The following is a 23,718-nucleotide window of genomic DNA, read 5'->3' as shown; positions in this document are numbered from 1 at the left end:
ACTCATTTCCCATTGGTTTTATTTTCAAAAAAATCACCGCGCATAAAAATCTGAGGGAGGCGTGGTTCCAAAGCCGAGAGGGGTTGTCCTCAAACCTCCCCCCACCCGGTCTCGGCGGCTTGCGCCTCCAATGCTCGGAACTGTCCTGCCCGGCGCTGCTGTTTGGTCACAGGGTCTTGCGTGGTGGTCTTGCGACTGTGGCAGCTATGGCATAACCCTTGGTGATTGCTGGCAGGCCAGAACAACACATCGCGTTCGCCGTCAATCGGGATGACGTGATCGACAATCGTGGCTGGCGTGTGGATACCACGCTTGGCACACTCCACGCACAGCGGGTGGGCCTTGAGATACATCAGGCGATACTTACCCCAGCGGTTCGAATAGCCACGCTCGGTGCGCGTGCCACGGCTGGTGTTAGCCTCCTGCCGGTGTTCAGGGCAACGCCCAGACTTAACGCGGTTACGGCAACCGGGGTAGCTACAACGTTTAAGTGGGTGCCAGGGCATCAGTACACTCCAGGCTCACGGTAAACGTTCCACAGGCAGGCGATACTGAACGGGACTTCTTTCAACTCGGCATCGCTCACCATCTCGCGGTTATCATTCAGCAGGCCGATGTACATCAGGCAGCCCACCTTGATTGCGGCGTTGAACTCCAGGTCGCTATCAAAACGTTTACCGATATGGGTCTGGCAGACCTCCAGCGCAGCGGCGGCGAACCCTTGAAGCAAGGTGTCATCGTCGTTGAAGTCCAGCTCGATACGGCAGTGGCGCTTAATCTCGTCGAGGCTGATTTCTGGCTTGGTCACTTGACACCTCCCTGACACAACAGCTCAAGGCGGGTACGTTTGGCATCGGGGATAATCGCCTTGATACCGTATTCGTTACCCCGCACGCCGGGCATCTGGTGAAGTATCGTGCAGTCATAATCCACATCTGACCGATAGCGCATCCAGATTCGGAGAGTGGCGGCGGATTTAAGCTGCCCGGTAAAGGCCCCGCTGGTGACAAGCTCCCGCCCGCTGATACCCTTGACCTCGGCCCAGACCGTGGCAATTTCAACAACCCGCCAAAGCTGTTGGCCGGTCTGAGGGTCACGATAGCTTTCACGCTTTTGGATTTTTATCCTGTCGCGCAAACGTCCTGCTTTCATGCTTTCTCCTTATCGTTCTTACCCTTAACCTCAACAGTCTGTTTCCATGCCTGGCTGAACTCGTCGCCGCCTTCGCGTGGAGGCATCCCCTCACGTTCGCGGGCTTCATTCGGGCACATCACGCCGGACTTGATCGCCGTCTCATAGCTTTGGAAGCGGTCTTGCGGATTGGCGCGTAACAGGTCAGCGGTATCAAACTCCACCTGGTAGCGAATACCGGGTGTGCCCGATGCCACCAGCAACGCGGCCTTAAGCTGCTGCTCAAAGTTGGTGAGCCAGGGGCGCATGGTCATGGTGAGAAAAGCGCGGCTCGCTTCGCTGAAGTTGCTGTAGGTGCTGTTGGAATACTCCTGCAGAAAGATCGGGCTGATATTGAAAATCCGGGCAATGTCTTCAATGGTGAAACGGCGAGAGGACAACCATTCGGCATCCTGGTTGCTCATAGCCAACTGCTTGTAATCCATCCCACCTTCAAGGATTGGCGTCTTACCGGCATTTCTGGCCCCCTTGTAGCGCTCCAGGGCATCCAGCGCTTTCTGGCCTTTGGCCTTGTCGAACCACTCGGCGGTAGTAATGACGCCTGCGGCCATCATGCCGTCTTTCATCACACTGGCGCCGTGACGCTGCTGAGCAATCCCCAGCCCCAGGGTTTCACGGCAGATAGTGATCGGCGAACGAGATAAGAAACCATCGTCAGTGGCATAACGCAGGTGCAGGACTTCTTCTTGCAGATAGGTACGCACCCGGCCGCTGAATGGCTCGGTAATGGTGTAGGCGTAGCGGTGTTCGTCCAGGCGCTTCGGCACAACGGCATGAGGCGGATACGGGTGTAATGATTGTGGTTGCCCGTCTTTGCCCCACTGGATCACCGCATAAGCGTTACCGTTCAGCAGACAATGGCGCATCATGGTGCGCTTGAACTGGTATGGGGTCTGGCAGTCGTTCGGGCGTTCATTGAGCAACGTATCAACAGGATGATCTGCCAGCCAGGTACGCGCCTCACGCTGGTTGCTGTGCGTTACCCGGTACAGGTAGCACGGCATCGACGCCACCGCCTCACTGATTACGGCCACGGCGTTGAGAACGGCGGGAAGCCCCTCAGCTGTTGTAGGTGAGACGTATTCGCCCGAGTTGGTATTAGGGACGCCCAGCATAGACAACAACTCGTCAATGCTCATGCTGCGGGTTTCAGTCTTGCGCTTGAACGGCCACATATCACAACCCCGCCAGATAAGCCCAATGGGCGCGCAAATCCACCAGCTCAGGGTGCTGGGTCAGTAATGAACGCTTGGCGATCTGAATATCGGTTTCACGGTAGGCCGGTAAGCTGGTTACCGTGATTTCGCGCAGCTCGGCAGCCAGCACGGTACGCACATACGGCTGTTGGGTACTGTCCCACTGGTCTTTCAGCGCCCGGAACCCAAAGGACATGCCGGAAATATCGCCACGCTCTACCAGCGTCAGCACATCGCGGCCCAACTGGGTATCGGGCGGCGTCAGCTCGAAACGCAGGCCGGTAGCATCCTCGCTTAACATTAAGGTGCCGGAAGTGTTGCGACCCAGCAGCGCGGTGTAGTCATGCTCGTACAGGGCGCGAACATCAGCACCGGACGCCAGGCTATCTTTGAAGGCGTTGGGGGCGAACTGCTCTACAAACTCGTCCCACAGCACTTCGGAGCGGCTATTCCATTTCACGGCATAACCCACCAGCTTTTTATCGTCGGCGGAGAGCGTCGCGGTGCGGATTTCAAAATCGTTTTCTTTCATCGGTGAACTCCATCAGACAGAAAAGGGGCCGTAGCCCCTGTGGATTACTTCGCTGCCTTGATTTCCAGCACCTTGATGGCGTTGGAGTCCACCAGCCCGCCGCCCAGGTACTTATCGGTGTGCACCTTGTAGAAGCCTGGCTCGGTGATGTTGTCCGGGCGGGTACGGGTGCCGGTTTCGTGATCGACGATGAAGTAACCGCGCTTGAAGTCACCCACGGCCAGCACCGGCTTACCGGCAGCGGCATCCGGCATGTTCTCCAGGTAATGCACCGGTTTACCCAGCAACATATCCGGGTCGCCTTTCTGCATACCGTCGCGCCAAATGTAATCACCGTTGCCGTTCTTCAGCTTTTGCAGGCTGGCGGCGGTGTTGGAGTTCATCACCCATACGGCGTTTTTGCGGTATTTTTTCTTGAGCTTGAACAGCAGGTCGATAAGTTCATCAGCGGCCACGGTCGCCCCTGCGGCGTCCATCTTCTCCAGTGTGCCGAATGGGCGGGTTTTGTCTGCGGTTGCCGCGCGAGGGCAGGACAGGAAGCCTTTTGCCTTTTTGCTGCCGTCACCGGCTACCAGGTCGGTTTCTTCGGTTTCAACAAAGGTGTCGCTGATCTCTTCGGTCAGCCAGCCCAAAATATCTACGTCGCTGAAATCCAGAATTTCCTGGGTGGTTTTGGGGTAAGCGTAGATCGGGAACAGTTTGATACTGACCTCTTCCAGCTTCGGCGTCGCGGTTTCGCTACGGGCTTCACCTTCTTCACCGTGAGCTACCGCCGCGCCGCCAACGGACACGAGCTTTTTATATTCGTTGCTGCTGGTCGTCTTAACCGTACAGATTTGGCGCATCTCCGATTCATCAGAGAGCTGGCGCATAATATCTTTATCCAGGTCGGGAATGACCGTAAAACCACCGTCAGCAGGAACACCGGTAGACAAGGAGCGGGTGTCGCCGGTCATGATGTAGTGGCGCAACTCGGCATTGGTCACTTTCTTGCCATCGGTCGCGGGCTTGGACTTATCGCCCTGGCTGCGTTCTTCATCGGCAATCGCTTCATAGCGGACAATATCGGCCTGAATGGCGTCGGTCTGGGTGCGCAATTCGTCGAACTGTTTGGATTCGTCGGCGTTGAGGCTGCGCTTCTCTTCTTCCGCCTTGGTCAGCAGGGAGCGCATTTGGGTGGCTAATTCGGTTTTCTTCTGGCGGAGTTCAAGCAATTTTTTCATGTGTGGTTTCTCGCAGTAATGATTAACGTGACGTGAAACCAGCACTAAATAGGGGGTGGCCGTCCGACTGGAGTCCGTATGTCAGCGGAATATCGAACGGCCTGTGGCGGCTCACGTCTGAGTGCCACTCTTCAAGATATACATTAATGTCTCAGAGTAAACAGGCTGTTTTTGTCCCAAAAAACAATAAACAGCGGCGAACAAATAATTTACAAAACCCATATAGATATAGTTTATGATAGTCGTTTGGTATCTGTGATAAAACGTTCTTCCGGGGGGAGAGTATGACGGTTCTGTTAACAGTCTTTTCAGGTGTAATGGTCTACGTTATTGGGCAAATAATCATGAAAATGCTTATTGAACCAGTGAGTGAGCAAAGAAAGGTGATATCCAAGATAACGTATGACTTAAGATTTTACGCAAATAAGCTTAGCAATCCCAAAGGTACTGATGATGATGAAATGGTTGAAGTATGTAAAATTATGCGCCAACACTCATCTCAACTACATGCTGCAACCAACTTAATACCCGCATATGGTTCATGGTGTTATGTATTTGGTCTTCCAAAACCAGATAAAATCAAGGATGCGACTGGTAACTTAATCAGACTTTCACATGGCTTTAGTAATGGTCCTTTAGCACATCAAGACATACTTAATGCCTATGCAATGCAAAAAGTTAATCTTGCTTTAGGAGTTTCCATTCCTCCAGATGAGCTGCTTGATCCTGACAACGAGAAACATTTCATTAAAGCTAGGTAGCCCTGCATTGCAGGGCTTTATACTCTACTCACTGAGACGCTTCGGCGGCATCGGCATTTTCTCGCGATAGCCCTGTAAATGTTCAATCATGGCATCGAGTTGTTCGCGGTTAGTTGCAAATATCTCCTCCGAAAATGTGCTACGCACAAAATCATGATGGTCAATCCAGAATAACGCACCTTCATCAAGCACCCGGCGATAATCGTTTGTGTGCATGGTGTCGAGGTTATTAATTCCATAATAATCTTTGTGCGCTTTAATTTCTTTAATAACACGCTTGGAGCGTTCAATATCAACCTTTAATTTATCGTTCATAGCTTTTCCTCATTTGAAAAATACAGTCACCAATTTGTGCCCTACAGGCGCTTCAAATGGCACGGCCTCACCATTAACTTTAATGCATGGCATTAATCGCTTTATTGGTTCATCGCTGTAGATGTGCCAATAGTTCACATCGACATAGCTGATAACGTCATGCACGGCGACCACTTCTTTTGTTTTGCGGTTCACGACCTCAACAATGATGCCTGGCAGAGCCGGGTGCATATCCAGAATTTCGATGCCCGATTTTCGCTTTTCAGTCTGACTCATAGATAATCCTCAACGAACAAAAAATTTTTTTACCCCTAAAACTGTCCACACTGTCCACCGTGTTAATTTCTCTATATATAACATTAGGTTAAAAGGTGGAGAGTTAAAGCCAAACTGTCCACTACTCTCCACTCAAACCCTCCACCGGCGGTGGACAGTGGACACTTAAAATCAAACTACCCACCAACTATCCACCGAGATAACTATATGTAATTTATATAATTTCCCCTTTTCGGTGGACAGTTGACAGTTTAAAGGTAAAAAAAACTATTCTTTGTGGTGGTTGGCTCCTTTCTCTCCTCCTGTCGCACTTGGCAGCCACTCCTCAGCATCATCACTCAGCAAAACGTTTGACTGGACGTGCCCTTTGCTTGGCCCCTTGGTAGAGCGTTCTTTCTTGTACTCCGCACCATATTCAGCCATGGCCCCCGGCATATCCCTGCCAAAGCGGGTTAACGATACCGGCTTGCCAAGACCGTGTGCCGACATGTAGGCCATGTAGGCGTGATACAGGTAACGCCGTGGCGCAAAGGGGATGATTTCAGCGTTGCCGATAAACATACCCTCACACCCCACCAGCGCCATAAGATACCCGCAGAAGTCCACCAGCGAATCGCCTTCGCGCTTAATCGCTAATGCCTCCTCGGATTTCTGCTGCTCATGCAATAGCTGCTTAGCCTGCCGTTGGTCAGCAAAACGATTAAGTAAGTGCCGGATGATTACCGGCAACTCAGCACCAATCTTTTCAGCCAGGAACGGATCACGTTCGTTCTCCTGAACAACCTCCGTGAAATTAAATATGACTCGGCGGCGGCTAATCCCTCCGCTACGGTCACTGAACGTCATTGAGTTGTTGTTCACCGCTAACACCACAGCCGGTATACGCATCGAATACGGCGTTTTGTATTTCGGGTTGATGGCAACCTTATCCCCGCCGGTTATCGCCTTGATGCCTGCGCCGTCGCCTGCGTATCGCGCCATGTCGGACATAACGATTAACGAACAGCCTACGAGTATTTCCCGCTCCTTTGGGTTCTCCAGACATGACATGCTGGCCGATGCCGTATTGTTTTTCCCTGCCAACATTTCGCAGATGTCTGCAAATACGCTTTTCCCACTCCCGCCGGGGCCGGTAAGTTCAAGGAATAGCTGCCAGTCGTACCGGTTCGCCATGACCATATACAACGCTGCCAGAACGCGGTCAGCTTTGCGGGTGTTGTTCGCTACTGAATGGCAGAGCCACCGCCAGAAGCTCGGTGCATGGCTCGCCAGCGTCTCCCCCTCTACGGCTGGGCTAAATTCGACGTTGCTGGCAATCAGCAGCCAATCTTCTTGGCGGTGTGGCCGGAATTCACCGGCCTTGGTATCAAATACGCCATTGACGAAACCGATCAGATTACGGGCGGTAGTCCCCATCATCGGCAAACTCAACTTCATCGTATCCACTGCCGATTTAATGCTGGGCTGTGAATACGCTATCTCCGCCTCCCGGAATATTGAGGACATAACCCGCTGTAAGTCCTTGTCAGAAATTGGCGACCAAACAACGCCGTTATAGTGGTGAACGGTGTCAGAGTCGCCATGAATAGCAAGTGCGTTGCCGTAGTGTGCCTTGAGCACATCCCCCCGCTGGCTCGGCCCCATGCGTGACAGGTCAGTAACACCACCGCTATATGCGACCACCGGTTGGGATGAAAGCCGCTCAAGGCTCTCTGTCCAATCCTCCAGCAGCTCACCGGCTTCACTGTATAGCCGCGCCTGCTTGATGCCTGCCGCCGCCAGTTTCTGCGCAATCAGCGTTAGCTTTGACTGATCCACCAGCCCCGCCTGGTAAACACGGGCATACATGCGGCCCTTGTCGATGATTTTCAGGTTATCCAGCTCACTGAGCTGTTGGTGATCAAGAACTATCGGCGGTACATCGTCGCCGTTTTTATTCCCGCCCTGATAAGCCTTTGCCAGCTCCCAGGCCTTAGTCCCAGCAAAGATTACCGCCTCAGTGCCTTTATCCTTCGGCAGGTGCTTTAAATTTGGGGCATTCTTCATGCTGATGCCTCCGGCACAAACTTAAACTCAGACATAAAACGAACTACTGGAACGACACAAGGAGCCGGATACCCTTCGCGAATATACTCAACGCGGTTAAAGGCACAGGATTTTACCGTGACTAACTTACCGCTTTTGTCCTTATAGCGGCTGTTAGGCATTGGATTGTTCATCACTGGCCTCCTTATTTAAATCTGCGATAATATTGTTGTTGGCATCGCAGGCTATAGTTATTAAATCAATAACAACCTTTGATACATTTTCGCTATATGCTGCATTAATAATTACCTCAAAAAGCGAGCTATTAAGCGTTGCACGGTATAGCGCCATATCTAATGCAATTGTGCCAGGGCGGTTACGCATGGTTAGCCTCCCTAACTTTTTGTTCATCATTAAGCCAGGCTGATATCCGTATAGATAAATCTTTGGCAAGGGAAATTAAACTTTCCATCTCTGTCTGTTCTAAAGCGTCAACATTATCTTCCAGTACCATAAGAAGTGATATAAGTTGATCTGTTCTGCGGATAGCGGAATTAAACTCCATTTCATGCTGATTCATGGCGCACCTCCTGCAAAATCGTTCTTGTCAGGCGGATATAGCGGAATCCATCTTCTTCTGCCCGTTTTTCAGCCTCGATAACGGCCTGAAGACCGTCTGCTGATTGCACATCGTAAAAAATACCGATGGTGTTACCGCGCTTATTTACGGCGTAGCCTGATACTTGGAAATACTTAAGCATGGGCCACCTCCAAAATTTCCGCTTCGCAGGTGATAACCGCGTTAACCCCATCTGGTTTAAAAGCGTAGCGGTAGCCTGATGCCGCTTTTTCTGCACCTGAATAAGTTTTGTAGCGGTTGCCCGGCGTAAATACCTCGACCGTATCAGTCTGATGGTCAGTGACGGTAATCTTGAGCTTAAACATTACGCACCTCCTGAACCATTGCGCTGTCGAACTCCCAGCCCTTACGGGTGGCGTAATCGAAGAATGCAACTCGGCAAGGAGCTTGAGTGCGGATTTTCGCTGCAAACACCAGCTCCCAGCCTGGGAACGCTGCTCGAGCGGCCGCCTCAGTGTCAGCATCAAAGCGCAGCACAACAGGTGTGCATTCCGGTGTGTGGTCAGGTGTGGCCAGGAATAGGAATGTAAATTTAGTGCGAGTTTGGGTAGACTGAGTGTCAGCCATGATCGTTACTCCGATTAACGTTATGGTTAGAGGCCCGGCCAGTGCTGCTAACACTGCCGGGCTTCGCGCTTTCATGGTGTATGTCACCATTACTTTTAACGCTACACTCAAGTGAAATACACTTCAAGCCTTTTTTTATCATTTTTTTTGCGTATACTGACATACACCAATCATAAGGAGAGCCAACAATGGCAACCGGTGCAAAGAACGCAAAATCACAAATGACAACTATTAGAATCCCGCATGAAGTAATGGACGATATAGAGCTGCTGAAAGAGGATGGAGAAAGCACGGCTGGTTTTCTCGTAACGGCAGCCAAAGGCGAGATCAAGCGCCGACAGCGCAAGCAGGCCCGCCAGGATAAGCCGTCAGACTCGGAATGATTTAAGCCATTGACCTGATCGATCAGCGTGCTATTCTGACTGCGTACCAGTTTTGTGTAGTAGCATTGGCGGCCCGGCATGGCCGCCTTTGTTTTATTCAGCATCTGGAGCGCTCCCTGGCAGGTTTAGCGAAAGCTGGCTTAAGCTGCTAACCAAGTGTTCAGCCCTTTCCAGCAAAATAAGATCGCCTTGCCGCTTTTTCAGACGCCGACCTGCATCACTTGAATCCTCGTCGGAATACTGGCGAGCAGAAGCCACAATGTTTTGCAGCTCGCCAATGGTGTAGCCCAGATAGCCGCCTTTCTGGTGATCCAATTCCTCCATGTAGTCATACACCGCCGCCTGAAGCTCATAGCTGTAGCTCATTGCCATCAAACAGGCTTCGCGTTTAGGGAAGCGATAAATATCACGTTCAACCTTGCCGCCGGTGCCATTGATGAAAACATCAACTGCAAAAAATTTTGCAGCTGCCTCGCCAAGTACCTTTGGCACTTTAGCCATTAAACTTCGATGCTCCAGCTTGCGATATTTCTTGCAGGGGAAATCCATTCCTTCCGCCTGGGCCTTCCCTTTTCGCTCCGCGTTGATGTAATCGACCATTTTAAGGCTGCTCATCGTCGCTACAGAAATATCTTTCCGGCTGTTTTCAGGCTGATCGAATCCCTGCCCGCCAAGGGCATTTATTTTTTTCATCTCTGATTACCTATGTTGAATTAAGCGGAACGGCGGCTATATGGATTGTTGACGTTTTCCACGGCTGGCGGATTACGAACCCACCACAACACATCGCTGAGAAGCCAGGCGCAACTATTACGACCAAAGTGGCAGCGAGGCGGGAACTTGCCTTCATTCTCAAATTGCCAGCGTGTTGTGCGGGATAAGCTGGTTATCTCAAGGCATTCGCGTTCACGGATGCGCTTATCGTAGATGAAGCCGTATTCCGCAAGGATGGTACGGCGTTGTGCTGGGGTAGGTGATGTAAAGGTAGCTTTAGGCATGTTGCCTCCACTGTTCATATGTTGTGGAGGCTATTTTGGATTCACTGAATCAAACCTGCACTAGACAGGAAAAAATGATTCTTTCTCATAGAAAATAGAGAAAATTACTTATTAGATATTTCATGCTCGATTTTCTCTATACTTTTGTAGTCAAGAATTGATTCAATAAATGGCTTTATGGTTTGAGCAATGTTTATAGAGTCATAGTCACCATCGGGGAAGAGGGACACAGCTAAAACACCATTAGTTATTTTATTACCCGTAGATTTTTCCCACATCATTAAATCAATCAATGGGAATACGGAATAGGAAATTATCTTATCCTTTATTACAGGCCATCCATTTTTAATTAATGGTATTGGCTCTGGTATTCCAAGTTGCTTTCTCCACATTTTAACAAGAGTCAAAAACTCAGACATAATAATGGCATCTTGCTTTAAGATGTCCACCTTACAATAAAAGCCATCGAAAAAAAATGAAATGTCACTCATTGCTGATATATGCTGATAGGAGTCCATGAATTCATCATCAACCCTATCATTAATATCAATATCATTATTATCCTTCAAGTCTCTAGCAATAAATTTAACATCTCTTACAGACAATGGGGAGATTGATGAGCTTTTGCTTAAGAACATAGATTTATCATAATCTTCCCTCACCCAAAATGGAATTATATGGTCATCCACATTGAAATATAATCCATTTTTTAATCTATCCCCAAAGAAACCATCGTTCTTATATTCCTCAACCATCATAGCATTGCAACGACATGATAATTGATGCACTATTTCATCGTCTGACATCACCTTATAGCAGTCATAGTCAGCTAACTTAAACCATTCAGGCAGATTTTGTTTTTTATCAATTCTCATTTTCCACCAGCCTTTAAAAGAATAACGTTTTCATGATTTCCCGCCAATACCTCAAGACGGTCTATCCACTTGTTCAGCGCATCCAACTTCTCCGGTAGATACTGGCTGCGATTATAGATCGCCATAACTCCGGGCATCGTATGCCCCAGCAGCTGCTCAACCACGTGGGGAGCGATACCTAACTCATTAAGTTTGGTTGCAAAAGAACGACGCAAATCGTGTAAAGTCCAAGGCTCCGCATGGTTTAGCCGTTTATGCATATTTCTACCAGTCTGGCTTACTGCTTCTGACTTTTTCACTAAACCCAACAGATACCCGCTCTGTTTATTATGGCTGCTAAGTTCTGTAATAAATTCACGTAGCTGCAGAGGAACCGGTCTAATGATTTTCTCACCTGACTTGCTATGCTCTTTTGGCACAGTCCATAGCCATTGCTCTAAATCCCATTCTTTCCATTCGGATAGACGGGCCTCTTGTGAACGACAGCCAAAAACAATCAATATAACTAACAATGAAGAATAATATGATGAAAACAATTCATCACTATTAGAAAAATTCCATAATTGCCCTATCTCACTATCAGTTAGCACCCTATCTCGTTTTTGTTGTTTTTTACCTACGTCAGGGATAGTTAAATCATCCAAATGGTTACTCACTGCGTATCGGCGTACTCGACAAAACTTTAGAGCCTGCTTACACATTTGGAAAATATAACCGGCGGCGACAGGCGATTCACGTTTGATGCGGTCAAAACATTTAAGCCAGTACCGTGTTTCACAATCAGAAAGCGCCATACCGCCAATGTAAGGATAAATATGCTTTTCGAGCTGTGCCTTGTGCCTCTCAACATTAGCCCTATTATCGGTGGCATACTCAGTAATCCAGTATTGCAATGCATCTTTCACCGTTACAGGTTTAAGGCTTGCTTCCATAGTCAGATTAAACTGCATTTTTGGATCTTTGCCATCAGCCAACCAAGAGCGGCACTTGTCCCTGGAGTCACGAGCTTGTTTAAGGCTCATATCAGGATAGTTACCCAAGGTAAGTCGGTGCAGTTTTGCGCCTACCAATCGGTAGGTGAACACCCAGCTGATCCCACCAACCTTCGAAAGCTTGGCACTCAGACCAGCACCATCAGCAAAGAACTCTATCTTTTGGCGTGGCGTGCCTTGTAGGTTTCTGAGCCGCTTATCACTCAGCTTATTGAGTTCTCCCGCCATACCTGCCCTAAGTATTTATACAAATGTTTATACACATTGTGCCGCAACAAAAGCAAAACGTCAAAAAACACTGGAACAATATACAGCAAATAAAAATCGCAACACATTGAATTATATGTTTATTTTAAAATAACACGAAAGCATAAGAACTATAATTCTGAACCTACGGCATGAACTGATACTAGTCAGTTAACGTGTTGAAAAGGCGCTTTATCTCATTTGATAAGCGCCTTTTTCTTTTGGGGCGCCCCCGGTTTGCGGGCAATAAAAAAGGCCGCAGCGCGGCCCTTGTGGCAAAGCGGCGACCTTATTCGGTCACTTTGTTCTTGAGGCTTTCCGCCCCTTGCTTGGTCTTGTCCCAAGCCTTCTCTGAACCTTGCTTGGTGGAGTGCCAGGCCTTTTGCGAGCCTTCGCTCACTTTGCTGCCGACGCTGTCGCTCTTGCCTTCGGCGGCGTGCTTGGCTTTCAGCTTCAGCTCTTCACCCTTGTCCTGAGACTGGTGCAGCTTTTCTTTGGCGGTATCCGCTCCTTTGTGCGCTTCGGCAACGACCTCGTTGCTGGCGTGAGCGGCGGTGTCGGTCGCGGTCTCAGCGGCGAACACCGGGGAAGCGAGCAGCAGTGCAGACAAGGCAATGATTGATTTCTTCATAAGTCCCTCTTTTCTCAGATACGTGCCATTCTTCATGAAATAAGATGGCACACAATCCCGTTAAAGAAACCTAAGAATAGTACGAAAACCAAAAATACCAACATAAAATATCAACACTCACATCTTAATTAACTTTTCATGCCATCTACGTTCAACAATGGCGAAATGGCACGAAAAAGTTAAATTTTATCTGTCACAAAACTATAATTTTTACGTTTTTTACCTCGTAATAATCAGTAATGACAGGGATGGATTCTATGGTTGCCGTCATCATTATAGGCGTTTTTATCGTCAGCTTCCTTTACGCACACTCCCGCGGCAAGGAGAAACAAAAGCTTACCCGCCAACTGTTCGATCACTCCACCTTTATGGGGCCGATCAATATGTTTATGACCGGTTTCTCCCGTTTGCCCGCCAGGCAGCCCTATTTCGACGAAAAAGTTTTCCCGGAGCTGCAGACGCTGACCGACAACTGGCAGGTGATCCGCGAGGAAGCGGTGCGCTTGCAGCATCACATCAAAAAGGCGCAGTCGCACAACGATGCGGGGTTCAACACCTTCTTCAAACGCGGCTGGAAACGTTTCTATCTGAAGTGGTACAGCGACAGCCACCCTTCGGCGCAGACGCTGTGCCCAAAAACCGTCGAGCTGCTCAACCGCATCCCGTCGGTCAAGGCCGCGATGTTCGCCGAGCTGCCGCCCGGCAGCCATTTGGGTAAACACCGCGATCCTTACGCCGGCTCGGTGCGCTATCACCTGGGGTTGATGACGCCCAACGACGATCGCTGCTTCATCGAGGTGGACGGCGAGCAGCACAGCTGGCGCGACGGCGAGGCGGTGATCTTCGACGAAACCTACGTGCACTGGGCGCAGAACGCCACCGATCAGACGCGCATCATTCTGTTTTGCGACGTCGAGCGGCCGATGAAATGGCGCTGGGCGCAGGCGGTCAACCACTGGGTCGGCACCACGCTGATGTCGGCGGCCAGCTCGCCAAACGACGATCAGGACCGCACCGGCGGCATCAACCGCATCTTCAAATACGTCAACGCGGTGCGCGATGCCGGCCAGCGCCTGAAGGCGCGCAACCGCCGCGGTTACTACCTGCTGAAATGGCTGGTGATCGCTGCGATTTTCGCCGCGATTATCATTCCCAGCCTATAAAACGAGCCAATCTTCAACTCAGGGGCAACGCGAATGAGAATATTCGCATGCCCCTCTTCCTCTGTACCCCGTACCCTGTGTTAACATACACGTTCCTAGAGCCGCCTCCGCTGGCCAACAGCTATCCCTCCGAAGCCTGATAGCAGCGCAAACCGCCCTTCGAATGTAAATGTTTAGTCAATTATGGAATTCCGACTAAACCCTGGCCGTACTTGGGTGTCTGAGTGTTGTATCGCAATCGAGTGGATCCTTTATGCGTTACAGGTTGCTACCCCCTAACGCATAAACGAGCTGCTATGAAACGCCAAAAGAGATTTCAACTTTCCTTGCTGCACCCGCGCTACTGGCTGACCTGGTTCGGCCTGGCCCTGCTGTTCCTGCTGGTACAGCTCCCTTACCCGTTGCTCAATCGGCTGGGGGTGTGGATGGGGCGCACTTCGATGCGTTTTCTTAAGCGTCGCGTCACCATTACCCGCCGCAACCTCGAACTGTGCTTCCCCGAGATGGACGAAGCGCAGCGCGAACGTAAAGTGGTGGGCAACTTCGAATCGCTCGGCATGGGCCTGCTGGAAACCGGCATGGCCTGGTTCTGGTCGGATAAACGCGTCAAGCGCTGGTTCAACGTCTCCGGCATCAACCACCTCAAAATGGCGCAGCGCGACGATCGCGGCGTGCTGGTGATCGGCGTGCACTTTATGTCGCTGGAGCTGGGCGGCCGGGCGATGGGCCTGTGCCAACCGATGATGGCGATGTACCGCCCGCACAACAACAAGGCGATGGAGTGGGCGCAGACCAAGGGCCGCATGCGCTCCAACAAGGCGATGATCGATCGCAAGGATCTGCGCGGCATGGTGCACGCGCTCAAGCGCGGCGAGGCGGTATGGTTCGCGCCGGATCAGGACTACGGCCCGCGCGGCAGCGTATTCGCGCCGCTGTTCGCCGTCGATCAGGCCGCCACCACCAGCGGCACCTTCATGCTGGCGCGCATGGCCAACCCGGCATTGGTGCCGGTGGTGCTGATCCGCCGCGAAGGCGGCCGCGGCTACGACCTGCTGATTCAACCGGCCCTGGAAGACTACCCGCTCAGCGACGAACAGGCGGCGGCGGCTTACATGAACAAAGTGATCGAGAAAGAGATCATGCGGGCGCCGGAGCAATACATGTGGCTGCACCGCCGCTTCAAAACCCGACCGGCCGGCGCGCCCTCGCTGTACTGACCCTCTTTTTTCCAGCCCGGCCAACGCCGGGCTTTTTTGTGCGCCACGTTTAAAAAGCGGCGGCTCGACACTCTACTTTCCTGTAATCTCCTTTTTTACCCGCACAGGAAAGGAAATGATGAAAGCTCAAGTTCGCATTGCTCTGGTCGGTGATTACAACCCGCAAGCCGTGGCCCATCAGGCTATCCCCGTGGCGCTCCAGCTCACCGCCGCCCATCTCGACATCGACGTGCAGCCCCAATGGCTACCGACAGAAACCCTGACCTCCCCCGACGTGCTGCAAAATTTCGACGCCATCTGGGTGGTGCCGGGTAGCCCGTATCGTTACGACGACGGCGCCTTTATGGCGATCCGCCATGCGCGGGAAAACGACGTGCCGTTCCTCGGCTCATGCGGCGGTTTTCAATACGCCATCGTCGAGTACGCCCGCAACGTGATGGGCTGGCACGACGCCGGCCATGCGGAAACCGACAGCGGCGGCCGATTGGTGATCGCCCCGCTGAGCTGTTCGCTGGTGGAAAAAACCGGCGACATCGCTTTTCAGCCTGACACCCGCGTCGCGCAGGCCTACGGTAGCCTGAACACCCATGAAGGCTACCACTGCAACTTCGGCGTAAATCCGGAGTTCGTCGCCGATCTTGAGCGCTTCCCGCTGATCGTCAGCGGCCACGACACCGAAGGCGACGTGCGCGCCATCGAACTGCCGGGCCGGCGTTTTTACGTCGCCACGCTGTTCCAGTCGGAACGCGCCGCGCTGCGCGGCGAGCTTTCACCGCTGGTGGTGGAACTCGTCAAAACCGCCGCCAACGGGTAAAAAAAAGCCCTCTTGCGAGGGCTTTCTCATCGGATACATCTCGCCGGCTTACGCCTGTCCGAGCTCGCGCAACGCCAGGTTGAAGTGTTGCCCCAGTTCACGCCGATGAACCGGATGCTCCATCATCGACACATGGTCGCCGTTGACCTGGCTGACGCGGACGGTCGCCGGCGGCAGCAGCTTATCCCATCCCAACGCGGAAGCGTCTTCGCGGCAATATCCCGCCTGCTTGATCCTCTGCCAATACGCCTGGAACTGTGCGTTCTGCGAATTGACGGAAACCTGCTCCTGCTTCGCCTTGAACAGATGGATTTTCAGCGATGCGGGCTGCACCAGGGTCGCTTCCACCAGTTTGGCGTAGTGGTGTCGCTGCTGCCAGAGCGCCGCCTCGTCGGCCACTTCCTCACGCTGAGTCTTGATCCCGGCGCGTTGCACGGCCGCGATCGCCTCCGGCAACGGCAGCTCGGCCAACTGCTGACAGAACTGGGGATCCGGCCTTTCCTGCGTTGACTCCACCCAGTTCAGCAACAGCTGGACCGGGCTGTGCATCGCCTCCACCGGCCGCAACGTGTCGATCAACCCCAGGAAGGCGACCGCTTCCCCGGCCGATTGCAGCTGCTCGGCGATGGCATAGGCCAACACCCCGCCGGAAGAGTACCCCGCCAGATGGTATGGCCCCTGCGGCTGCACTTCGCGAATCAACGCCACGGCGCTGGCGGCCATATCGGACATGGTGGCCGGCTTCTCCTCCATCGCCGGCCACGGCACGGCGTAGACCGGGAAGGTCTTGTCGATCTCCTTGGCCAATTCAAACACGTAGGAGTGGTCGCCAAAGCCGGTCGGAACGAAGAATAGCGGCGGCCGGCTGCCGCTGCTGCGAGCCGGCACCGCCTTGCGCATCGGAGCCTCTGCGGTGCGACGATCTATCCGCTCGGCCAGCTCGGCCAATATCGGATGGTTGAAGATCGCCTGTACCGGCAAGGTGATGCCTTGCTGACGCAGCTGGCTGGAAAGACGTACCGCCAGCAGCGAATGGCCACCGAGCTCGAAGAAATTGTCGTGGCACCCTATCTGGCCAATCTCGAGCAGCTCGCACCATACCCGCGCCAGCGTCGTTTCGGTCTCCCCCTGAGGCGCCACATACTCCCGAGTGCCGACTGCCGCGCGCTCCGGCTCCGGCAAGGCACGCCGATCCAGCTTGCCGTTGGCGGTCAACGGCAGCGCATCCAGCCAGACATAAGCCGACGGCACCATGTACTCCGGCAAACGTTCGCTCAGATAGGCCCGCAGCTGTCCCTGCAACGCGCTGCGGTCAACGTCGGCCGTCGGTACGATCCAGGCGACCAGGCGCGGATGATGTTCCGTCGAACAAACCTGCACCACCGCTTCCCGCACCCACGGGCTCGCCGCCAGCTGCACCTCAATCTCGCCCGGTTCGATGCGGAACCCGCGCAGCTTGATCTGCTGATCGCATCGCCCCTGGTATTCAAGACTGCCGTCCGGTAAATAACGCGCCAGATCGCCGGTGCGATACATGCGGCCGCCGCCGACCGGATTGAACGGATCACTCAGAAAGCGCTGTGCCGTCAGTTCCGGTCGGTTCAGGTAGCCCAACGCCACCCCCACGCCGCCGATATGCAATTCCCCCACCGCCCCCATCGGCACCGGGCGCCCGCGGGCGTCCAGCAAGTAAGCGCGGGTATTGCCGATCGGTTTCCCAATCGGCAAGCGCGCCTCCCCTTCAGCCCGCTCGATACGTGCCGTTGTCGCAAAGGTGGTGGTCTCCGTCGGCCCATAGGCATGGATCAGGTGCACCGGCCCCCGCTCTTGCAACAACCGCGCATAAGCGCCCGGATCCTCTTTCTCCCCTCCGCTAATCAGATATTTCAACTGCGCCAGTGCGCCACTGATGCTGTGCACATACTGATTGAACAGCGCAGTGGTCAAGAACAGCGTGGTGATGCGATGGCGTTGCAGTTCGGCCGCCAGACGCTCGGCCTCCATCATCACCTCCGGCGCGATCACCACCAGCGCACCGCCATTCAACAGGGCGGCCCAAACCTCCATCGTGCTGGCATCAAATGCCGGATTGGCGGCAAAGGCAATGCGGTCGTCGGCGTCAAAAGCGGCGTAGCGGTTGTTGCGCACCAAACGCGTGATCCCCTGGTGCGGCGTCATGACGCCTTTCGGCGTACCGGTCGAGCCGGAGGTATACATGATGTAGGCCGTCGCGCCGCTCGACACGCGCAACGCCGGGTTACCGTTATGATCTTCAGCTTCGCGATCCTCGACCGTCAGCTGCGGGATCTCCTCGTCGCCGATGGCGTCCGTCAGCATCAGGCAGGCGCCGCTGTCATCGGCGATCCACGCCTGACGCGCGGCCGGCAGTTGCGGATCGATGGGCACATACGCCGCCCCGGCCTTGATTACCGCCAATTGGGCGCAGACCAGTTCGATGCTGCGCGCCAGCCGCACCGCGACCCGGTCGCCCGGTTGTACGCCGCGCTCAATCAGCCGATGCGCCAACCGGTTGGCGCGCGCATTCAACTGTGCGTAGCTGAGCCGTTGCGCATCCTGGATCAAAGCGATGGCCTGCGGCGTCAGCCGCGCCTGCTGTTCAAACAGTTCGTGCACGCAGGTATCCGCCGGGTAAGCTTCCGCCGTATGATTCCAGCGGCACAGCTGCAGCGCATACTCTTCATCCGGCATCACCTCCAGTTCACAGACCGGTGTCTGAGGCGCCTGCTCCAATGCCTGCGCCAATGCGCTCAACGCCTGCGCCATATAGCCACACACGCGCTGCGCTTCAATCGGCTGCCTGACCTGCGCCGTCAGGCCCAGCGAATCACCGCCGTCCTCGACTGACAGCACGAACGGATAGTTGGTGCGTTCCTGGCTATCGAGCAGCGTCACGCCGGTCGGCAATGCGGTGTCCTCGCCACTGTTATGCCGGTAGTTCAGCAGGGCACTGAACAGCGGCGTGCCCGCGGCGACGCCGCTGCAGCGCTGCGCCAACGCCAGCGGCGCATGCTCATGGGCCAACAGCCCGCTCAGCCGGATGTGCGCCTGCAACACCGCCGATTCCGCGCCGACCTCGTTGACATCCAGCCGCAGCGGCAACGTATTGATAAACAATCCGAGCGCCCGTTCCGCCCCGTCTCCGGCCTGCATGCGGCCCAACAATACGGTGCCGAATACCACCTCATCGCGGCCGGTAGCGCGCGCCAACACCTGCGCCCAGGCCAGGTGGCACAGGCTGGCCAGGCTGACGCCCAGCCGCCGCGCCTGCCGCCGCAGCTGTTGGTTGAGCGCAGGCGGTAAGGCCAGGTGCGCCGTCGAGATATCCCGCCCTTCGCCATGCACGTCGCTCAGGCCGAACGGCAGCGACGGTTCATCGATATCCGCCAGCATAGTGCGGAAGAACCGTTCGTGTTCTGCCTTGCTGACGCCGAGCCTTGCCTGCGCCACCGCGTTGCGGAACGGCGGTGCCTTGGCCAGTTCGTCCCCGCGCCCGGCCAGGATCAGGTTGATCTCCTCCTGCATCACCGCCAGGGTCGAGTGGTCGCCGATCAGGTGATGCCACTGCTGGAGCACGCACCAACTGCCTTCTTCCCCCTGTGCGGCGACAAAGCTCAGCAACGGTGCGCGCGTCAGATCAGGCCGCACGCGGCGCGGATCAAACAACGCCGTCAGCCGCGAACCGATCTCGCCCTCCTCCGGATTGAGCCGCAGTTCTCGCAGCGACAACTCGGCCTTGCGCCACACCACCTGCACCGGTGATGACACGCCCTGCGTGATGAACGCGGTGCGCAGAATGTCATGGCGATCGATCACCTGCTGCATCGCCGCCAGCCAGGCGTCCAGGCGCGCACGGCTGTCGAAACGCAACACCGCGGACAGCTGGTACGGGTCGCCCCGTTCCGCCAGCAGATGGTGGAACAAAATCCCCTCCTGCAGCGGCGACAAGGCGTAGATGTCCTGTACGTTGGCCACGCCGCCCGGCACCTGCGCCACCACCGCGTCGATCTCCGGCTGACTCAGCGTCGCCAGCGGCAACATCTCCGGCGTAATGGCTACGCAGCCCGGCAGGATACCGTTGGCCGGCACGCTCACTTCCTGCTGCGTGACCAACGTCTGCGCCAGCGTTGACAGCGTCGGCGCGGTGAACAGCGTTTGCACCCCGGCGCTCAGCCCGACACGGCGCAGCTGCGCCATCAACTTCACCGCCAGCAGCGAGTGGCCGCCCAATTCGAAGAAGTTATCGTGGCGCCCGACCCGCTCAATGCCCAGCAGCTCGCGCCAGATCCCCGCCAGCAGCGTTTCAAGTTCGCCTTCAGGTTCGGCGTAAACCTCACGCACGTAGGCGTCCTCCTGCGGCTCAGGCAGCGCGCGCCGATCCAGTTTGCCGTTCGGCGTCAGCGGTAGCGTATCCAGCGCCACCCAGGCCGCCGGCAGCATAAACTCCGGCAACATCCCCGCCAGATACTGTCGCAGCGTCACCGCCAACGTCTGGCGATCCGCGTCAGCCTCCGGCACCACCCAGGCTACCAGTCGCTTATTGTCCGCTTCGCCGAGGACATCCACCACCGCTTCGCGCACCGCCGGATGACCGGCCACTCGCGCCTCGATCTCACCGCATTCGATGCGGAAGCCGCGAATTTTCACCTGCCGATCGTTGCGTCCCAGGTAGTCGATATTACCGTCCGCCAGATAGCGCGCCAGATCGCCGGTGCGATACATCCGCTCGCCTGGGTTAAACGGATCCGCCAGGAATCGCTCTGCCGTTAACTCTGCGCGGTTGAGATAACCCAGCGCCACCCCGGGGCCGGCGATGTAGATCTCGCCGGTCGCGCCGAGCGGCACCGGTTGCCCGTGCTCATCCAGCAGATAAATCCGGGTATTGCCGATCGGCCGCCCGATAGGCAAACGCTGCCATGGATCCACTCGCTCGATCGTGGCCGTCGTGGCGAACACCGTACACTCGGTCGGCCCATAAGCGTTGATCAGCCGTACCGGCCCAGCCTCTTTCAGCATGCGGGCAAAGGCGTGCGGATCCGCCGCTTCACCGCCGCTCAGCAGATATTTCAACTGCGCCAGCGTCGCGGCGATGCTATGGGCATATTGGTTAAACAACGAGGTGGTCAGGAACAAGACGTTAATCCCTTGCCGCGCCAGCGCCGCCGCCAACGCCTCGGCTTCCGTCAACACTTCCGGCGCAATGATCGCCAGACTGGCGCCATTCAACAGGGCTCCCCACATTTCCAGCGTGCTGGCGTCAAACGCCGGATTGGCGGCGAAAGCGAAGCGATCGCCGCGTTCAAACGACGCAAAACGATTGTTGATCGCCAGCCGGAGGATGCCTTGGTGCGTCACCATGACGCCTTTAGGCGTACCGGTCGAGCCCGAGGTATACATGATGTAGGCCGGCGCGCCGCCGGCGCGAGGCACCGCCGGATCGTGGGTCGGATTCTGCCGCAGCCGATCGATACGCAGGCAGGCGATCTCGCCGGCTATCTCGCGGTCGATATCGCGATCGCACAGGATCAACGACGCCCCGCTGTCGCCGATGATCCACGCCTGCCGCGCAACGGGCAGGTGCGGATCGAGCGGCACATAAGCGGCCCCCGCCTTGAGGATCGCCAGCTGGGCGATGACCAGAGAAACGCTGCGTTCAAGCGACGTGGCCACGCGATCGCCCGGGCGCACGCCCTGTGCGATGAGTTGGTGCGCCAGTTGGTTGGCGTGGGCGTTCAATTGGGCGTAGCTCAGGCTGTCCCGATCGTTCACCACCGCAACGGCGTCCGGCGTGCGCTGCACCCACTGTTCAAACAGGACGTGGGCACAGCTCTGCGCCGGATAAACTTCCGCGGTTCGGTTCCAGCCGTACAACAACAGTTCGCGCTCGGCAGCCGGCAGCAGATCGAGATGCGACGCAGGCTGCGTAGCATTTGTCGCCATCGCCCGCAGCACCTGCACCAGGTAAACGCCGTAACGTTCGGCGGTAGCGCGGTCGAACAGCGCCGTGGCGAAGTTCAGCGTACCGCTGATTTGCTCGTCGCGCTCCGCCAGATCGAGCGTCAAATCATACTTGGCGATCTGATAGCCCAACTCGGCGCTCTCGGCCTGCAGCCCAGGCAGCGAGATATCGCGCACCGAGCCGTCCTGCCAGGCCAACATCACCTGGAACAGCGGGGTATAACCCAGGTGGCGCGGCGGATTGACCAGCTCCACCACCTGCTCGAACGGCAGATCGCGATTTTCCCGTGCCGCCAGCACCGCGTGGCGGATCCGCGCGATCAGCGTCGGCAGATCCGGATCGTCGCGAAGATCGATGCGCAGCGCCAGCGTGCTGACGAAGAAGCCGACCAGCGATTCGGTTTCCAGCCGGCCACGGTTGGCCTCCGGCGTGCCGATCACCAGCTCCTGCTGCCCGGCCATGCGCGCCAGCACCAGGCTCCAGGCCGCCAGCACCGTCATGAACAACGTGCCGCCATGCTGCCGGCTGAACTGCCGCAGCGCCTGCGTCAGCTCGGCGTCGATCGCGATCGGCACCTCCCCGCCGCTGAAAGACTGCACCGTCGGACGCGGCCGGTCGGTCGGCAGCGTCAGCAACGCCGGCGCATCGCTCAGCGTTTCGCGCCAGTATTGCGCCTGCGCCGCCAGCCGCTCCGGCGTCAGATAGCGACGCTGCCAGGCGGCGTAATCCGCGTATTGCAGCGTCAGCGGCGGCAGCGGATCGGCATCGCCGCGACGCAAAGCGCCGTACAACGCCCCCAAATCACGCAGCAGAATGCCGGTCGACCAACCGTCGGAAATGATGTGATGACAGGTGAGCAGGAACAGGTGCTCCTCATCCGCCAGGCGGATCAGCGCGGCGCGCACCAGCGGCCCCTGCGTCAAATCAAAAGGCGCCTCCGTCAGGCGCTGCGCCAGTTGCCGCGCCTGGCTCTGAGCATCCTGCCGCCCACGCAGATCGTGCACCGTCAACGGCAGCGCGTCTGCCGGCAGAATGTGCGCCTGCGGCTGCCCCTCGACGGTGACAAACCGGCTGCGCAACGCTTCGTGGCGGGCATAGAGCGCATCCAGGCTCTGCCGCCAGGCGGGCAGATCCAGCTCGCCGCGCAGGCTCAGCGCCAGGGGAATATGGTAAGTTTCACTCAGGCCTTCCAACTGCGTCAGGAACCACAAACGCTGCTGAGCAAACGACAGCGGCAACGCGGCGCCGCGTGGCATAGCCTCGATTGGCGGCAGCGCCTCATCGGTTCTCCGCAGTTGCTGCGCCAATGCCAGCAGCGTCGGGTTGGCGAACAGGACCTGCAACGGCAGCTGCCATTCCATCTGCTGCAGACGGTTGGTCAGACGCACCGCCAGCAGCGAGTGGCCCCCCAGCTCGAAGAAGTTATCGTGGCGCCCGACCCGCTCCACGTTCAGCAGCTCGCGCCAGATCGCCGCCAGCAGCGTTTCGTGTTCACCCTGCGGCGCTTCGTACGTTGCCTGGCTCTGCGCCCCCTGCGGCTCCGGCAACGCCCGCCGATCCAGTTTGCCATTCGGCGACAGCGGCAACGCCGCCACCACCACCCAGGCCGACGGCACCATATAGTCCGGCAGCGCCGCGCTCACATGCTGCCGCAGCGCGCCCGCCAGCGTTTCTTCCGCCACGTCCGCGGCCGGCA

The 23,718-nt window shown here is 55.8% G+C and carries 26 protein-coding genes; 5 read left to right on the top strand and 21 right to left on the bottom strand.

Annotated elements, in window-relative coordinates; genetic code table 11:
* Positions 1-89: 89 nt before the first annotated feature.
* From ACSBQQ_RS19715 to ACSBQQ_RS19690, 6 genes are read right to left on the bottom strand one after another with little or no spacing between them, the layout of a single operon-like run.
* The gene (locus tag ACSBQQ_RS19715) at positions 90-506 is read right to left on the bottom strand and encodes an HNH endonuclease (protein WP_198774333.1); all 417 of its coding nucleotides are present in this window, start codon (positions 504-506) and stop codon (positions 90-92) included.
* Positions 506-808 (bottom strand): head-tail connector protein, encoded by a 303-nt coding sequence (locus ACSBQQ_RS19710; RefSeq protein ID WP_122019566.1) that lies wholly within the window; start codon positions 806-808, stop codon positions 506-508. The genes ACSBQQ_RS19715 and ACSBQQ_RS19710 overlap by 1 nt, the downstream gene beginning before the upstream one ends.
* Positions 805-1,152, bottom strand: a complete 348-nt coding sequence (locus tag ACSBQQ_RS19705; RefSeq protein WP_122019569.1) for a phage head closure protein — start codon at positions 1,150-1,152, stop codon at positions 805-807. Before ACSBQQ_RS19705 ends, ACSBQQ_RS19710 begins: the two co-directional genes overlap by 4 nt.
* On the bottom strand, positions 1,149-2,384 hold the full coding sequence (locus tag ACSBQQ_RS19700; protein WP_373275546.1) for a phage portal protein: 1,236 nt from the start codon (positions 2,382-2,384) through the stop codon (positions 1,149-1,151). Before ACSBQQ_RS19700 ends, ACSBQQ_RS19705 begins: the two co-directional genes overlap by 4 nt.
* Positions 2,368-2,919 (bottom strand): HK97 family phage prohead protease, encoded by a 552-nt coding sequence (locus ACSBQQ_RS19695; protein WP_156866284.1) that lies wholly within the window; start codon positions 2,917-2,919, stop codon positions 2,368-2,370. The genes ACSBQQ_RS19700 and ACSBQQ_RS19695 overlap by 17 nt, the downstream gene beginning before the upstream one ends.
* 44 nt (positions 2,920-2,963) lie before the next feature.
* Positions 2,964-4,142, bottom strand: a complete 1,179-nt coding sequence (locus tag ACSBQQ_RS19690; protein ID WP_435013468.1) for a phage major capsid protein — start codon at positions 4,140-4,142, stop codon at positions 2,964-2,966.
* A gap of 284 nt (positions 4,143-4,426) precedes the next feature.
* Between ACSBQQ_RS19690 and ACSBQQ_RS19685 the strand changes: the two genes are divergently transcribed.
* On the top strand, positions 4,427-4,903 hold the full coding sequence (locus ACSBQQ_RS19685; RefSeq protein WP_435013467.1) for a hypothetical protein: 477 nt from the start codon (positions 4,427-4,429) through the stop codon (positions 4,901-4,903).
* A 24-nt stretch (positions 4,904-4,927) separates the two neighbouring features.
* Here the strand turns inward: ACSBQQ_RS19685 and ACSBQQ_RS19680 are convergent, their stop codons facing one another.
* The 9 genes from ACSBQQ_RS19680 to ACSBQQ_RS19640 all read right to left on the bottom strand — a co-directional run bounded on the left by ACSBQQ_RS19680 (position 4,928) and on the right by ACSBQQ_RS19640 (position 8,726).
* Entirely contained in the window at positions 4,928-5,218 is a 291-nt protein-coding gene (locus ACSBQQ_RS19680; protein WP_435013466.1) for a hypothetical protein, read from the bottom strand.
* Between the two features lie 9 nt (positions 5,219-5,227).
* Positions 5,228-5,494 (bottom strand): hypothetical protein, encoded by a 267-nt coding sequence (locus tag ACSBQQ_RS19675; protein WP_435013465.1) that lies wholly within the window; start codon positions 5,492-5,494, stop codon positions 5,228-5,230.
* 267 nt (positions 5,495-5,761) lie between these two features.
* Positions 5,762-7,540 (bottom strand): DNA primase family protein, encoded by a 1,779-nt coding sequence (locus tag ACSBQQ_RS19670; RefSeq protein ID WP_435013464.1) that lies wholly within the window; start codon positions 7,538-7,540, stop codon positions 5,762-5,764.
* Positions 7,537-7,701 (bottom strand): DUF4222 domain-containing protein, encoded by a 165-nt coding sequence (locus tag ACSBQQ_RS19665; protein ID WP_435013470.1) that lies wholly within the window; start codon positions 7,699-7,701, stop codon positions 7,537-7,539. Before ACSBQQ_RS19665 ends, ACSBQQ_RS19670 begins: the two co-directional genes overlap by 4 nt.
* Positions 7,694-7,903, bottom strand: a complete 210-nt coding sequence (locus ACSBQQ_RS19660) for a hypothetical protein (protein ID WP_435013463.1) — start codon at positions 7,901-7,903, stop codon at positions 7,694-7,696. The genes ACSBQQ_RS19665 and ACSBQQ_RS19660 overlap by 8 nt, the downstream gene beginning before the upstream one ends.
* Positions 7,896-8,099 carry a hypothetical protein gene (locus tag ACSBQQ_RS19655; RefSeq protein ID WP_145958040.1) on the bottom strand — a complete coding sequence of 68 codons (204 nt, stop codon included), beginning with the start codon at positions 8,097-8,099 and terminating at the stop codon, positions 7,896-7,898. Before ACSBQQ_RS19655 ends, ACSBQQ_RS19660 begins: the two co-directional genes overlap by 8 nt.
* Complete coding sequence (locus ACSBQQ_RS19650; RefSeq protein WP_250601890.1) at positions 8,086-8,280, bottom strand: hypothetical protein; 195 nt, start codon at positions 8,278-8,280, stop codon at positions 8,086-8,088. The genes ACSBQQ_RS19655 and ACSBQQ_RS19650 overlap by 14 nt, the downstream gene beginning before the upstream one ends.
* Entirely contained in the window at positions 8,273-8,464 is a 192-nt protein-coding gene (locus ACSBQQ_RS19645; protein WP_089186567.1) for a hypothetical protein, read from the bottom strand. Before ACSBQQ_RS19645 ends, ACSBQQ_RS19650 begins: the two co-directional genes overlap by 8 nt.
* Entirely contained in the window at positions 8,457-8,726 is a 270-nt protein-coding gene (locus ACSBQQ_RS19640; RefSeq protein ID WP_145958039.1) for a host cell division inhibitor Icd-like protein, read from the bottom strand. The genes ACSBQQ_RS19645 and ACSBQQ_RS19640 overlap by 8 nt, the downstream gene beginning before the upstream one ends.
* 188 nt (positions 8,727-8,914) lie before the next feature.
* On the opposite strand from ACSBQQ_RS19640, the gene ACSBQQ_RS19635 reads away from it, so the two are divergent.
* A complete protein-coding gene (locus ACSBQQ_RS19635) occupies positions 8,915-9,109 on the top strand; it encodes a YlcI/YnfO family protein (protein ID WP_183096732.1) in 195 nt (64 codons plus the stop codon).
* Between the two features lie 93 nt (positions 9,110-9,202).
* On the opposite strand, the gene ACSBQQ_RS19630 is transcribed toward ACSBQQ_RS19635, so the two are convergent.
* The 5 genes from ACSBQQ_RS19630 to ACSBQQ_RS19610 form a co-directional block, all read right to left on the bottom strand.
* The gene (locus ACSBQQ_RS19630; protein WP_435013462.1) at positions 9,203-9,802 is read right to left on the bottom strand and encodes a Rha family transcriptional regulator; all 600 of its coding nucleotides are present in this window, start codon (positions 9,800-9,802) and stop codon (positions 9,203-9,205) included.
* A 20-nt stretch (positions 9,803-9,822) separates the two neighbouring features.
* Complete coding sequence (locus ACSBQQ_RS19625; RefSeq protein WP_156866296.1) at positions 9,823-10,107, bottom strand: helix-turn-helix transcriptional regulator; 285 nt, start codon at positions 10,105-10,107, stop codon at positions 9,823-9,825.
* 104 nt (positions 10,108-10,211) lie between these two features.
* The gene (locus ACSBQQ_RS19620) at positions 10,212-10,982 is read right to left on the bottom strand and encodes a DUF6387 family protein (protein ID WP_435013461.1); all 771 of its coding nucleotides are present in this window, start codon (positions 10,980-10,982) and stop codon (positions 10,212-10,214) included.
* A complete protein-coding gene (locus ACSBQQ_RS19615) occupies positions 10,979-12,202 on the bottom strand; it encodes a tyrosine-type recombinase/integrase (protein WP_435013460.1) in 1,224 nt (407 codons plus the stop codon). Before ACSBQQ_RS19615 ends, ACSBQQ_RS19620 begins: the two co-directional genes overlap by 4 nt.
* Before the next feature lie 307 nt (positions 12,203-12,509).
* Positions 12,510-12,851 carry a hypothetical protein gene (locus ACSBQQ_RS19610; RefSeq protein WP_004936850.1) on the bottom strand — a complete coding sequence of 114 codons (342 nt, stop codon included), beginning with the start codon at positions 12,849-12,851 and terminating at the stop codon, positions 12,510-12,512.
* Positions 12,852-13,108: 257 nt separating this feature from the next.
* Here ACSBQQ_RS19610 and lpxO point away from each other — a divergent pair, with 257 nt between their 5' ends.
* The 3 genes from lpxO (at position 13,109) to ACSBQQ_RS19595 (ending at position 16,045) form a co-directional block, all read left to right on the top strand.
* Positions 13,109-14,014, top strand: coding sequence for a lipid A hydroxylase LpxO (gene lpxO, locus ACSBQQ_RS19605; protein ID WP_033648969.1), 906 nt, complete (start codon positions 13,109-13,111; stop codon positions 14,012-14,014).
* 296 nt (positions 14,015-14,310) lie between these two features.
* Positions 14,311-15,231: a kdo(2)-lipid IV(A) palmitoleoyltransferase gene (gene lpxP / locus ACSBQQ_RS19600; protein WP_033648968.1), complete on the top strand. Its 921-nt coding sequence runs from the start codon at positions 14,311-14,313 to the stop codon at positions 15,229-15,231.
* A gap of 115 nt (positions 15,232-15,346) precedes the next feature.
* Positions 15,347-16,045, top strand: a complete 699-nt coding sequence (locus tag ACSBQQ_RS19595) for a CTP synthase C-terminal region-related (seleno)protein (RefSeq protein ID WP_223182220.1) — start codon at positions 15,347-15,349, stop codon at positions 16,043-16,045.
* 48 nt (positions 16,046-16,093) lie between these two features.
* Here the strand turns inward: ACSBQQ_RS19595 and ACSBQQ_RS19590 are convergent, their stop codons facing one another.
* The gene (locus ACSBQQ_RS19590; RefSeq protein ID WP_435013459.1) at positions 16,094-23,704 is read right to left on the bottom strand and encodes an amino acid adenylation domain-containing protein; all 7,611 of its coding nucleotides are present in this window, start codon (positions 23,702-23,704) and stop codon (positions 16,094-16,096) included.
* Positions 23,705-23,718: the final 14 nt, after the last annotated feature.

It is taken from the genome of Serratia sp. G204Y, from assembly GCF_051172435.1.
In the GTDB taxonomy this organism is placed as follows: Bacteria; Pseudomonadota; Gammaproteobacteria; order Enterobacterales; family Enterobacteriaceae; genus Serratia; species Serratia sarumanii.
The sequence above is the reverse complement of the archived record's forward strand: the minus strand, read 5'-3'. Positions and strand labels throughout refer to the sequence as shown.